The organism is Kitasatospora sp. NPDC007106, from assembly GCF_040634455.1.
GTDB lineage: Bacteria > Actinomycetota > Actinomycetes > Streptomycetales > Streptomycetaceae > Kitasatospora > Kitasatospora arboriphila.
The window spans coordinates 1-12,268 of the sequence record NZ_JBEYFP010000138.1 but is presented as its reverse complement, the minus strand read 5'-3'; the positions used below and the strand labels follow the sequence as shown (position 1 = coordinate 12,268).

The following is a 12,268-nucleotide window of genomic DNA, read 5'->3' as shown; positions in this document are numbered from 1 at the left end:
TTTTTCCCTCCCCCCCGCTCTCCCGATTTTCGGCGTCGACCCCCCTGGGGGCCCGCTCCTGCCCGCCGTCGCCCCGGGGGGCGCCGCGGTCGAGCAGCCGCTCGACCTCGGCCGCCTGGTCGTCGGGACGGAAGTCCAGGTGGAGGCGGTTCTTCAGCTGCTTGCGTTCGGGCACCGGGACGAAGATCAGACCGGGCAGCCGGTCCGCGGACGGGCGGATCTCGAACTCGTCCGGCGCGTCGTTGACCACCGTCCACCCGAGGGCGGACACCCACCAGCGGCCGAGCGCCACCGGATCGGCGGAGTCGACGACGACCTGCTCCCACTCCAGTGCCATGGTCGCACCATAGTCCACCCGAGCTGACGGGGCATCACCCCCCGCCGCCCGCCGCCCGATCCGCCTCCGACCAGCGGTGACGCAGCCGGTCCGCCTCGTCACGGAGGGCTGCCAGCAGGGCCCTGGCGTTCGCCGAATCACTGGTGCGCAGCGCGGCGACCCCGATCCGCCGGGCCAGTTGCGGACCGTCGACCGGCCGCACCGCGAGGTCCTCCCGGTGCGGGCCGAGACCGAGCCTCGGCAGCAGCGCCACACCGACCCCGGCGGCGACGAACCCCTGCAGCACCGAGTAGTCGTCGGTGCGCAGCACCGGCACGGGTTCGAAGCCGTCCTCCGCGCACGCCCGGAACAGCACCCGGTCGACCGGGTCGGCATCGCTCACCCCGAGGATCCAGCCGTCCTCGCGCAGCGCCGCCAGCGGCACCCGGTCGCGGCCGGCCTGCGGGTGGTCGGCCGGCAGGACGAGCTGCAGCGGATCCTCCAGCAGCGGGTGGACGACGAAGTCCTCGCCGAGGTCCAGGCCGCCGTCCGAGCGGGAGTAGACCAGGGCGACCTGCAGCTGCCGGCTGCGCAGCCCGGCCAGCAGGGCCGGCAGCTCGCCCTCGGTGAGCGCCAGGTGCACCCCGGCGCGGTGCAGGGTGCGGACCGCCGGCGGCAGCAGCAGCGCCCCCGCGGTCGGGAAGGTGCCGACCCGGAGCGTGGCGGCGCCCCGCTCCACCAGGTCGGCGAGCTCCCGCTCGGCGACCCGGACCCGGTCGAGCACCGCCTCGGCGTGCGGCAGCAGGGCGAGGCCCGCCTCGGTGAGGACGGCGCCGCGGGCGCCGCGGTGCACCAGCGGGGTGCGGAAGTGCGCCTCCAGGGTGGCCAGGTGGTGGCTCACCGTCGGCTGGCTGTGCCGCAGGGAGCGGCCCGCGGCGGCCAGCGAGCCCTCGCGGGCGATGGCGCGGAGCACCTGCAGGTGGCGGAGATCGAGCACGGGTGGGCCTCGGCTGTCGGGTGGTCCGGGTGTCGGTGGTCCGGGTTGTCGGTGGTCCTCGTCGGTGGCCCGGGGTGGAGCCATCGAGGTTTTCTGGAGATGTCCAGAAAAGTACCGGGTGCCTCGATAGGCGGCGCGGTGCGACGGTCGGAGGGTGAGCACCATGACCCTCTCCTCCCCCGTCCCCGCCGCCGCCGACCCGGCCCAGCTGCGCGCCCCCTACGCCGAGGCGGTACGGGCGAGCGCGGACCGCGACTGGCTGCGGCTCAACGTGCCCGGGCACGCCGCCGACCCGGACCGCTTCGCCGGGCTCGCCGGACACGTCGGCGAGGCCGTGCTGCGGCGCGACGTGCCGCCCCTGCTGGAGGGCATCGACCTGGGCCCGGACAACCCGATGGAGCAGGCCCTGCAGCTCGCCGCCGACGCCTGGGGCGCCCGGCGGACCTGGTTCCTCACCAACGGCGCCTCGCAGGGCAACCGGATCGCCGCCCTGGTCGCCCAGTCGCTCGGCCGGACCCTCGTCGTCCAGCGCAGCGTGCACTCCAGCGTCGTCGACGGCCTCGTGCTGTCCGGCCTCGGCGCCGCCTTCGTCCAGCCGACCGTGGACACCCGGACCGGCATCGCCCACGGCGTCACCGCGAGCGACCTCGCCGTCGCCCTCGCCCGGAACCCCGACGCGGCGGCCGCCTACGTCGTCACCCCCAGCTACTTCGGCGCCGTCGCCGACGTGGCCGCGCTCGCCCGGGTCGCGCACGCCGCCGGGGTCCCGCTGATCGTCGACGAGGCCTGGGGGTCCCACTTCGGCTTCCACCCCGCGCTGCCCGCGAACGCGCTCGCGCACGGCGCCGACCTGGTCGTCTCCAGCACCCACAAACTCGGCGGGGCACTCACCCAGGCCGCCATGCTGCACCTCGGCAACGGGCCCTTCGCGGACCGGCTCGAACCGCTCGTCGAACGCGTCTTCCACCTCACCCAGTCGACCAGCGCCAGCTCCCTGCTGCTCGCCTCGCTGGACGAGGCCCGGCGGACCCTCGTCACCGGGCACCGGGCGATCTCGGAGTCACTGGCCGCCGCCGACGCCATGCGGGCCGCGGTCCGGGCCGGCGGACGGTTCCGGGTGGTCAGCGACGGCTTCGGACGCTTCCGGGACATCGTCGCCACCGACCCGCTGCGGGTCTCCGTGGACGTCCGGGCCGGCGGCGTATCCGGGCACGAGGCCCGGCGCCGGCTGATGCAGGAGCACGGGGTGCTGGTCGAGGTCGCGACCGACGCCGCCGTCGTCGCGGTGGTCGGCGCGGGCGCCGGGCCCGAGGCGGAACGGTTCGCGGCGGCCCTGCACGCCCTGCCGGCGGTCCCGGGCGTCGCCGAGGGCGCCCCGGGGCCGGAGCTCCCCGCGCCGGGAGCCGTCCGGATGACACCGCGGGAGGCGTTCCTGGCGCCGGGGCGGTCGGTGCCCGCCGCCCAGGCGGTCGGGCGGATCTCCGCGGACACCCTCTCCGCCTACCCGCCCGGCATCCCCAACGTGCTGCCCGGCGAGGAGATCACCGCCGAACTCGTCGCCTTCCTCCACGCCGTGGCCGCCGCCCCCACCGGCCACGTCCGCGGAGCCACCGACCCGGCCGTCACCACGCTGCGGATCGTCGCGGACCACTAGGCACCTGTGCCGATCACGAATCGGCGACTTGCCCGACCGGGTGTCGGCCGGCCGTGCGTCCACTGATCGCCGATGACCGCCGAAGACCGACGGCCGGACGGTGATCCTGGAACGGGACGACCCCGGTCCTACGTCTTTCGTCGCAGACGGGACAAGGCCTCTGCCCGGTGTCCGGTTGATCGATGCGGTCCTACCTTGATCCGCATGGAGATCCCCGAGCAGTACAGGTACGCGGTCGTCCCCCACGTCATGGTCGACGGAGCCGCCGAGGCGATCGAGTTCTACGTGGCCGCGTTCGGAGCGTCCGAGCACTTCCGGATGGAAGGAGAGGCCGGGCGAATCGCGCACGCCGAGATCGGCGTCCACGGGTCCACCCTGATGCTCGGTGACGCCGACGCCCCGTTCTCGCCTCCCGACGCGCTCGGGGCGTCCGTCGCCCTGCACGTCTACGTGCCGGACGTGGACGGCCTGAGCGCCCGGGCCGTGAGCGCCGGTGCAGAGCTGCTCTCGCCTCCGACCGACATGCCCTACGGCGCCCGGCAGTCGATGCTCCGTGACCCGTTCGGCCACATATGGATCTTCCTGACGCCCATCGCTCCCTGACCCGGACGCAACGGCCGGCGCACGGACCGGCCCCTTGGAATCGATCGTCCGGGCAGGCCGGTCCGTAGCGGCGCCGACGGGCCGACCGACAGGGGCGCAACGCCCCCGGCCGGTCGGCCCGCCGGGGTGCGGCTATTCGACGGTGACGGACTTGGCGAGGTTGCGCGGCTTGTCCACGTCCCGGCCGAGGGCGACCGCGGCGTGGTAGGCCAGCAGCTGGAGCGGGATGTTGAGGAGCAGCGGGTCGAGCTCGGGCTCGCTCTTGGGGACGACGATGCAGTGGTCGGCGAGCTTGGTCTCGGGGGCGCGGTGGGCGATCGCGAGGACGCGGCCGGAGCGGGCCTTGATCTCGCCGAGGGTGGTGAGGTTCTTGTCGAGCAGCTCGTCGTCGGGGACGAGGGCGACGGTGGGGAGTTCGGGGCTGATCAGCGCGAGCGGGCCGTGCTTGAGCTCGCTCGCGGGGTACGCCTCGGCGTGGACGTAGCTGATCTCCTTGAGTTTCTGGGCACCCTCGCGGGCGACCGGGTAGCCGCGGACCCGGCCGATGAACATCATCCCGGCGTTGTCGGCGTACTCGGCGGCGAGCTTGGCGATCTCGTCCTGCTGGTCGAGGATCTCCCGGATGTTCCCGGGCAGGGCCTTGAGCGCGGCGACGATGCGGCGGCCGTCGGCGGGCGAGAGGTCGTGGATGCGGCCGAAGTGCAGGGCGAGCAGCGCGAAGGCGATCACCGTGGAGGTGAAGGCCTTGGTGGAGGCGACCGAGATCTCCGGGCCGGCGTGCAGGTAGATGCCGCCGTCGCACTCGCGGGCGATGGCGCTGCCGACGGTGTTGACGACGCCGAGGACGCGGCCGCCCTTGCGCTTGATCTCCTGGACGGCGGCGAGGGTGTCGTAGGTCTCGCCGGACTGGCTGACCGCGACGTAGAGGGTGTCGGCCTCGATGACGGGGTTGCGGTAGCGGAACTCGGAGGCGGGCTCGCTGTGGGCGGGGATCCGGGCGAGCTCCTCGATGAGCTGGGCGCCCATCTCGCCGGCGTAGTAGGCGGAGCCGCAGCCGAGGATCTTCACCCGGCGGATCTCGCGCAGTTCGCGGGCGTCGAGGTTGAGGCCGCCGAGGTGGGCGGTGGCGAAGCGCTCGTCGAGGCGGCCGGAGAGGGTGCGCTCGACGGCGGCGGGCTGCTCGTGGATCTCCTTGAGCAGGTAGTGCTCGTAGCCGCCGGTGTCGTAGGAGCCGACCTCCCAGTCGACGGTGGACGGCTGGCGGGTGACGGTGCGGGCGTCCTCGGTGAAGGTGCGGAAGCCGTCGGCGCGGACGACGGCGAGTTCGCCGTCCTCCAGGTGGACGACCTGGCGGGTGTAGCGGACGAGGGCGGCGACGTCGGAGGCGGCGAACATCTCCTTCTCGCCGAGGCCGAGCACGATCGGGCTGCCGTTGCGGGCGACGACGATGCGGTCGGGCTGGCGGGCGTCGACGACGGCGATGCCGTAGGTGCCGACGACGTGCTTGAGGGCGGCGCGGACGGCGTCCTCCAGCTCGGTGCCCTCGCCGCCGTGCGCGGCGACCAGGTGGGCGAGCACCTCGGTGTCGGTCTCGGAGGTGAAGACGGCGCCCTCGGCGGTCAGCTTGGCGCGCAGTTCGTCGGCGTTCTCGATGATGCCGTTGTGCACGACGGCGATGTGCTCGGCGTTGTCGACGTGCGGGTGGGCGTTGGCGTCGCTGGGCTCGCCGTGGGTGGCCCAGCGGGTGTGGCCGATGCCGGTGGTGCCCTTGAACCGGGCGGGGACGGCGGCGGCGAGGTCGGCGACCCGGCCCTTCGTCTTGCACACCTTCAGGCTGCCGGTCTTGCCGGTGACGGCGACGCCGGCCGAGTCGTAGCCGCGGTACTCCAGTCGCTGCAGGCCCTCCAGCAGGAAGGTGGTCGCGTCCTTGGGGCCGATGTAGGCCACGATTCCGCACATGGGTGGGACTCCTTCGGTTCAGCGGTCGGGCGGCTCACCCGTACACGATGCGGCGCAGCTGGCGGGTGGACAGCTCGGGCGCCGCGACTCGCCGGGACGCCAGTTCGGCGCCGAGGCGGGCGAAGATCCGCTCGTTGGTCAGGCCGCGTGCCTGCAGCTCACCGTGGCGGCGGCGGACGTACTCCTCGGTGGTCTCGGAGAAGTACGCGATCACCTCCGCGACGACCCGCGCCGCCTCGCCCGGCCCGAGCGGGCTGGTGCGGGTGAGGTGGGCGAGGAGGTCTTCATGAGGGTGGGGTGAGGCGGGCACGGTCGAGGACTCTATGCGCCCGATCGCCGGAAGCCCAAGATTTCTGCCCGAAATCGGGCAGACATTCCCTGGTTCGGCCCTCTCGAACACACTTGCAGTGGCCGAACGCTCCCGCGTAGCGTGCTGATCCGTACACGCCAAAGACAGTTGCGGAGGCGGCATGTGCGGAATCGCGGGGTGGGTGGCGTTCGACCGGGACCTCACCCGGGAACGCGCGGCGCTGGAGGCGATGACGGCCACCATGGCCTGCCGGGGCCCGGACGGCGGCGGGCTGCACCTCACCCGGCACGCCGCGCTCGGCCACCGGCGGCTCGCCGTGATCGACCCGGCCGGCGGTGCCCAGCCGATGGCCGCCGAGCAGGGCGGCCACTCCCCCGCCGTCCTCAGCTACAGCGGCGAGGTCTTCAACCACCGCGAGCTGCGCACCGCCCTGCAGCACGCCGGGCACCACTTCCGCACCCGCAGCGACACCGAGGTCGTGCTCCGCGCCTACCTCCAGTGGGGCCCGCGCTTCGTCGACCGGTTGAACGGCATGTACGCCTTCGCGCTCTGGGACGCCCGCCGCGAGGAACTGCTGCTCGTCCGCGACCGGATGGGCGTCAAACCGCTGCACTACCACCGCACCGACGCCGGCGTGCTGTTCGGCTCCGAACCCAAGGCGCTCTTCGCCCACCCGGCGCTGCGCCCCGAGGTCGACCTCGACGGGCTGCGCGAACTGCTCAGCACCGCCCGCACGCCCGGCCACGCCGTCTACCGGGGCCTCGTCGAGGTGCAGCCCGGCCAGGTGGTCACCGTCCGCCGCTCCGGGCTGACCACCCGCCGGTACTGGGCGCTGGAGGCCCGCGAGCACACCGACGACGCCCCGGCCACCGCGGCGGCCGTCCGCGAACTGCTGGCCGACACCGTACGGCGGCAGCTGGACTCCGACGTGCCGCTCTGCGCCCTGCTCTCCGGCGGACTCGACTCCAGCGCGATCACCGCGCTCGCCGCGCAGGCGCTGCGGCGGCGCGGCGCGGGCCCCGTCCGCACCTTCGCCGTCGACTACGCCGGGCAGACCGAGCGGTTCCGCCCGGACGCGATGCGCGGCACCCCGGACGGCCCGTACGCCCGGCTGCTCGCCGAGCACGTCGGCGCCGACCACCGCACCGTCGAGCTGGACAGCGACTCCCTCAGCGACCCGGCGCACCGGACCGCCGTGCTGCGCGCCCGCGACCTGCCGTGGGAGTTCGGCGACATGGACACCTCGATGCTGCTGCTCTTCCGGGCGGTGCGCCGGGACTCGACGGTGGCGCTGTCCGGCGAGGCCGCGGACGAGCTGTTCGGCGGCTACCCCTGGTTCCACGACCCGGCGCTGATCGCCGCCGAGACCTTCCCCTGGGCCGCCCTGCTGGCCCGCACCGCCGGGCTCGGCGCCGGCCCTCGGGAGGGCCTGCTCGACCCGGGCCTGCTCGCCGGGCTGGACCTGGACGCCTACCGGGCCGACCGCTACCGGGAGGCGGTCTCCGCCGTGCCGCAGCTGCCCGGCACCGACCCGGTGGAACGCCGGATGCGCGAACTCACCCACCTGAGCCTGACCCGGTTCGTCCGGATCCTGCTGGACCGCAAGGACCGGCTGTCGATGGCCTGCGGCCTGGAGGTGCGGGTGCCGTTCTGCGACCACCGGCTGGTCCAGTACGTCTTCAACACGCCGTGGCGGATCAAGTCCGCCGACGGCCGGGAGAAGAGCCTGCTGCGGGCCGCCGTCCGCGACCTGCTGCCGGACGCCGTCGCCGACCGGGCGAAGAGCCCCTACCCCTCGATCCAGGACCTGCGCTACCCGCGCTCGCTGCAGTCGGCCCTCGGCCGGCTCGCCGCCGACCGGGACTCCCCCGCCGCGGCACTGCTGGACCGCACGGCCGTCGCCGAGGCGCTGGCGCCGGGCGCCGACCCGCAGTACGCCCGGGCCGCCACCGAAGTGGTGCTCGGCATCGACGACTGGCTGCGAACGTACGACGTGTCACTCGTGATGTGAGACGGTGGGGGTGAGGTGTCGACAGGGGGGCCTGTTGCGCCGTCCGGGGGAAACCGCTCCCCCGGTGGTGCCGACATCTCACCGTTCGGCGGCGGCCGGTCCGTGCAATCGGTGCCGCCGACGTCAGGATGGGAGTGCCGCCCGTCCGTCGTCGACCACCGGGGGAATCAGCACCATGCATCCGCGGATCTTCGCGATCGTCACCGCAGTCCTGCTCGGCGTCCTCGGGATCGGCGCGGTCTCGGTGACCCACTGGACCCCAGAGACGGCACCGGTCGCGGCCGGCGTGCCCGCCACCACCCAGGCCGCGCCCGGCGGTGCCACCCCGGCGTCCGCCTCGCCGACCGGCGACCCCGCGGTGTGGACCCGCTCCACCCTGCGGAACAAGCTGGTCGCCGAGATGGACGCCACCGACCCCGGCGTGGCGCTGGCCGACCTCGACAAGATCACCAAGGAGAAGCCGTACACCGTGCGGTTCTGCCACCCGATCGCGCACGAGCTCGGCCACACCGCGGTGAAGCGGTACCACGAGGACTTCCAGAAGGTCATCTCCTTCCCGCACGAGACGTGCGCGGCCGGGTACCTGCACGGCGCGGTCGAGGAGATGCTCGCGGCCTCCAAGAACCCGCAGCAGGACATCCTGACGCTCTGCGCACCCGCCAACACCGGGCCGTGCATCCACGGCGTCGGCCACGGGATCATGTTCGTCACCAAGCAGGACATCCCCTCCGCCCGCGACCTGTGCAGCAAGTTCCCCAGCACCAGCCGCCGGATCACCTGCTCCGAGGGCCTGTTCATGCAGCTCTTCGCCCCGGACGAGGAGGACGAGAAGGCCAAGGCGAACCTGCCCGCCGACAAGCTCGCCGCCGAACCGCTCTACCCCTGCCCCGAACAGCCCGCCCTCTTCCAGTCCGCCTGCTTCTTCTACGCGCCGACCCTCTACCTCAGCTCGCACGACTACGCCAACCACCCCGAGGCCTTCGCCGGGGCGCTGAAGTGGTGCCTCAACGCCCAGGCCAGCGGCGGAGCCAGCGACTGCAGCCGCGGGGTCGGCTCGCGCACCATGAAGTACAACCTGGACCGCGCGGACTGGGCCGCCCAGCAGTGCGCCACCGCCGCCGACACCTGGCAGCGCAAGGCCTGCACCCAGGGCCTGGTCAGCTACTGGACGGTCAACTACACCGAGTCCGGCGCCGCGGCCAAGCTCTGCAAGCAGATCACCGACAAGGAGATCGCCGGCTACTGCCGCTCCGCAGGCGGCCTCTCCAGCACCCTGGACTGATGGGGCAAGCGTAGGGGCCCGTGGGGGCACCTCCCGGGTGGATCCACGCCGATGTAAGGAGCGTACGATCGGGACGCGGGTGCGCCGAGGAAGCCGCGCCATTGCTTCCCCCACCCCCGTTCGCTGGAGTGCACCCACCATGACCTCCGAAGACTTCCGCAGCGCGGCGCACGCCGCGGCCGACCTGGTCGCCGACTACCTGGAGGGCCTGGCCGACCGTCCGGTCTGGCAGCCGATGGCCGCGGCCGACCGGCAGGCGCTGCTGGACCTGCCGCTTCCCGAGACCGGCACCGACCTGGACGGCCTGCTCAAGACCGTCGCCGAGCAGGTGCTGCCGGCACCCATGGGCAACGGCAACCCGCGGTTCTTCGGCTGGGTGAACTCCGCCCCGCAGCCCGCCGGTGTGCTCGCCACCCTGGTCGCCTCCGCGATGAACCCCAGCTCGGCCGGCGGCGACCACGCCGACGTCCACCTGGAGCGGGCCGTGGTCCGCTGGATCGCCGAGCTGGTGGGCTTCCCGCACCCGGCCGGCGGCGGTCTGCTCACCTCGGGCACCTCGATGGCCACCATCGTCTGCCTGGCCGCCGCCCGGAACCGGGCGGCGCTGCGGGCCGGGGTGGACGTCCGCGCCGAGGGCCTCGCCGCGCTGCCGCCGCTGGTCGGCTACGTCACCGGCGAGACCCACTCCTGTGTCCGCAAGGCCGCCGAGCTGCTCGGCCTCGGCAGCCGCCACCTGCGCACGGTGGCCACCGACGCCGAGGGCCGGCTGGACACCGCCGCCCTGGAGGCCGCGATCGCCGAGGACCGGGCGGCCGGGCGGCTGCCCTTCCTGGTGGTCGCCTCGGCCGGCACCGTCGGCACCGGCGCCGTCGACGCGTTCCACCCGATCGCCGACCTCGCCGAGCGCGAGGGCCTGTGGATGCACGTGGACGGCGCGTACGGCGCGTTCGGCGTGCTCGACCCGGTGATCGCCCACCGCTACGCGGGCATGGACCGCGCCGACTCGCTCGCCCTGGACCCGCACAAGTGGCTGGGCGTGCCGGTGGACTGCGGCTGCGCGCTCGTCCGGGACACCGAGGGCCTGCGCGGCACCTTCAGCCTGGTGCCGTCCTACCTGCGCGACGAGGCCGCCGGCTCGCTGGGCTGGTTCTCCGAGTACGGCACCGAGCAGACCCGGCCGTTCCGCTCGCTCAAGGTCTGGGCGTCCGTCGCGCACCGCGGCCGCGAGGGCGTGGCCGCCGACATCGCGCACACCACCGCGCTGGCCCGCCGGCTCGGCGAGCTGGTCGAGGCCGACCCGGCACTGGAGCTGCTGGCGCCGGTGGAGACCTCGATCGTCGCCTTCCGGTACCGGCCCGCCGGGCTGGACGGGGAGGAGCTGGACCGGATCAACCGGGAGCTGCCCGCAGCGGTCCAGCTGCGCGGCCGGGTGTTCGTCACCGGCGCCGTGCTCGGCGGCCACGAGATGCTCCGCGCCTGCCTGCTCAACGCCACCACCACCGAGGCCGACGTCCGGCTGCTCGTGGACGAAGTGCACGCCGCGGCGGCCGGGCTGACGGGCCGTCCGGACACCTCCGGCCCCGCCTGACGTGCCCCGATCATGCCGAGGGGCCGGCCGCGGAGACATTTACCGTGAGGTCACGGGGGATTCGTGATCGTGAAACACCGGCGCGACACGATACCTGCATGGACACTCGTGAACCCGTCACCACCGCCGGCCCCTCGCGCGCCCAGCGGCGCGCCGCCCGGACCCACCGCTGGCGCAGAGAGACCGTCGAACTCGCCGCCGTCTTCCTCGCCGTCGCCACCGCCGACCTGGTCGCCAACGTGGTCGTGCACGGCCACGACGGCCCGGTGCTGCTCGCCGTGTCGGCCCTCGCCCTGCTCGCCACGGCCGTCTTCCACGGCTGGTGGGCGCACCGGCGGCCGCACGGACCGCCCGCACCGGACACCCATGCGCCGCCCGGGGAGGCCGCGGTGAGCGGCCCCCTGGACGCGCTGGAGGCGACCGTGCTGTGGCGGGTCCGCACCACGGTCGAGGACTCCCCCGGCAGCCTGGCCCGGATCTGCACGGCCCTGGCCGAGCGCCGGGTCAACATCGTCTCGATGCAGTCGCACCCGCTGGCCGCCGGTACCGTCGACGAGTTCTTCCTGCGCGCCCCGGCCGCCCTGGACCGGGCCGAGCTGACCGCGGCGGTCGCCGCGGCCGGCGGCACCGACATCTGGACGGACCGCGCCGACGCGCACGAACTGGTCGACGCGCCCACGCACGTGCTCGCCCTGGCCACCCGCACCGCGCTGGACGCCGCCGAGCTGCCGGTCGCCCTGCGGCAGCTGTTCGGCCGGTGCACGATCCGGCAGTACCCGGACCGCGGCCGCTCCACCCCCGCCGGGGTGGACGGTCACACCATGCGGCTGCCCGTCCCCGGCGGCGACCTGATCGAACTCACCCGGCCGCACCTGCCGTTCACCCCGACCGAGTTCGCCCGCGGCCAGGCCCTGGTCGAGCTCGACAGCCTGCTCGGCCCGCGGGTGCCCAAGGTCGAGGCCCGGCTCGCCCGGCCGGCCGGCGCCGACCTGACCGTCCGCCGCGCCGGGCCCGGCGACAAGCGGGCCGCGCTGGAGATGCACCGGCGCTGCTCGCCCGACACCCTGCGCAAGCGCTACCACGGCCCGGTCAAGGACGCCGACCGCTACCTGGAGCACCTGCTCGACCCGCGGCACGGGCAGACCCTGGCGGTCGAGGACGCGGACGGCCGGATCGTCGCCCTCGCCCACCTCATGTGGGACGACGACGGCGCCGAGGTCGCGCTGCTGGTCGAGGACGACTGGCAGCGGCAGGGCCTCGGGGTCGACCTGCTCCGCCGGATGGGCGCCCTCGCCCTGCAGGCCGGGGTGGCGACCGTGTACGCGGTGACGCACTCCTCCAACACCGGGCTGATCTCCACCATGCGCCGGCTGTCGGCCCCGCTCGACTACCAGGTCGAGGACGGCACCCTGGTGATCACCGCGCACCTCGCGGAGGCGGCGGACAAACTGCCGACCCCGTGGCCCACCCGCCCGCGCCGCTGAGTCGGCGGCACCCGCAGCACCCCGAACGGACTCCGGCCCGGCCGCACCTCGCGGCCGGGCCGGG

The 12,268-nt window shown here is 74.2% G+C and carries 10 protein-coding genes; 6 read left to right on the top strand and 4 right to left on the bottom strand.

What is annotated here, in order from left to right; translation table 11 throughout:
• The coding region (locus tag ABZ641_RS14625; RefSeq protein ID WP_359981887.1) for a VOC family protein at window positions 1-337 on the bottom strand (337 nt) is incomplete at its 3' end.
• Between the two features lie 34 nt (window positions 338-371).
• The gene (locus ABZ641_RS14620) at window positions 372-1,313 is read right to left on the bottom strand and encodes a LysR family transcriptional regulator (RefSeq protein WP_344626453.1); all 942 of its coding nucleotides are present in this window, start codon (window positions 1,311-1,313) and stop codon (window positions 372-374) included.
• A 163-nt stretch (window positions 1,314-1,476) separates the two neighbouring features.
• On the opposite strand from ABZ641_RS14620, the gene ABZ641_RS14615 reads away from it, so the two are divergent.
• Together ABZ641_RS14615 and ABZ641_RS14610 are read left to right on the top strand one after the other, a co-directional pair.
• Window positions 1,477-2,967, top strand: a complete 1,491-nt coding sequence (locus ABZ641_RS14615) for an amino acid decarboxylase (RefSeq protein ID WP_359981890.1) — start codon at window positions 1,477-1,479, stop codon at window positions 2,965-2,967.
• 204 nt (window positions 2,968-3,171) lie between these two features.
• Complete coding sequence (locus tag ABZ641_RS14610; protein WP_344626452.1) at window positions 3,172-3,570, top strand: VOC family protein; 399 nt, start codon at window positions 3,172-3,174, stop codon at window positions 3,568-3,570.
• Window positions 3,571-3,702: 132 nt separating this feature from the next.
• Here the strand turns inward: ABZ641_RS14610 and glmS are convergent, their stop codons facing one another.
• Together glmS and ABZ641_RS14600 are read right to left on the bottom strand one after the other, a co-directional pair.
• A complete protein-coding gene (gene glmS / locus ABZ641_RS14605; RefSeq protein ID WP_344626451.1) occupies window positions 3,703-5,529 on the bottom strand; it encodes a glutamine--fructose-6-phosphate transaminase (isomerizing) in 1,827 nt (608 codons plus the stop codon).
• 34 nt (window positions 5,530-5,563) lie between these two features.
• Window positions 5,564-5,839, bottom strand: coding sequence for a hypothetical protein (locus ABZ641_RS14600; protein ID WP_030269292.1), 276 nt, complete (start codon window positions 5,837-5,839; stop codon window positions 5,564-5,566).
• Between the two features lie 160 nt (window positions 5,840-5,999).
• On the opposite strand from ABZ641_RS14600, the gene asnB reads away from it, so the two are divergent.
• The 4 genes from asnB (at window position 6,000) to ABZ641_RS14580 (ending at window position 12,204) form a co-directional block, all read left to right on the top strand.
• Window positions 6,000-7,850, top strand: coding sequence for an asparagine synthase (glutamine-hydrolyzing) (gene asnB / locus ABZ641_RS14595; RefSeq protein WP_344626450.1), 1,851 nt, complete (start codon window positions 6,000-6,002; stop codon window positions 7,848-7,850).
• 175 nt (window positions 7,851-8,025) lie between these two features.
• Window positions 8,026-9,132, top strand: a complete 1,107-nt coding sequence (locus ABZ641_RS14590) for a hypothetical protein (RefSeq protein WP_359981883.1) — start codon at window positions 8,026-8,028, stop codon at window positions 9,130-9,132.
• A 139-nt stretch (window positions 9,133-9,271) separates the two neighbouring features.
• Window positions 9,272-10,720, top strand: a complete 1,449-nt coding sequence (locus ABZ641_RS14585; protein WP_359981880.1) for a pyridoxal-dependent decarboxylase — start codon at window positions 9,272-9,274, stop codon at window positions 10,718-10,720.
• Window positions 10,721-10,818: 98 nt separating this feature from the next.
• Window positions 10,819-12,204 (top strand): GNAT family N-acetyltransferase, encoded by a 1,386-nt coding sequence (locus ABZ641_RS14580; protein WP_359981877.1) that lies wholly within the window; start codon window positions 10,819-10,821, stop codon window positions 12,202-12,204.
• Window positions 12,205-12,268 lie beyond the last annotated feature (64 nt).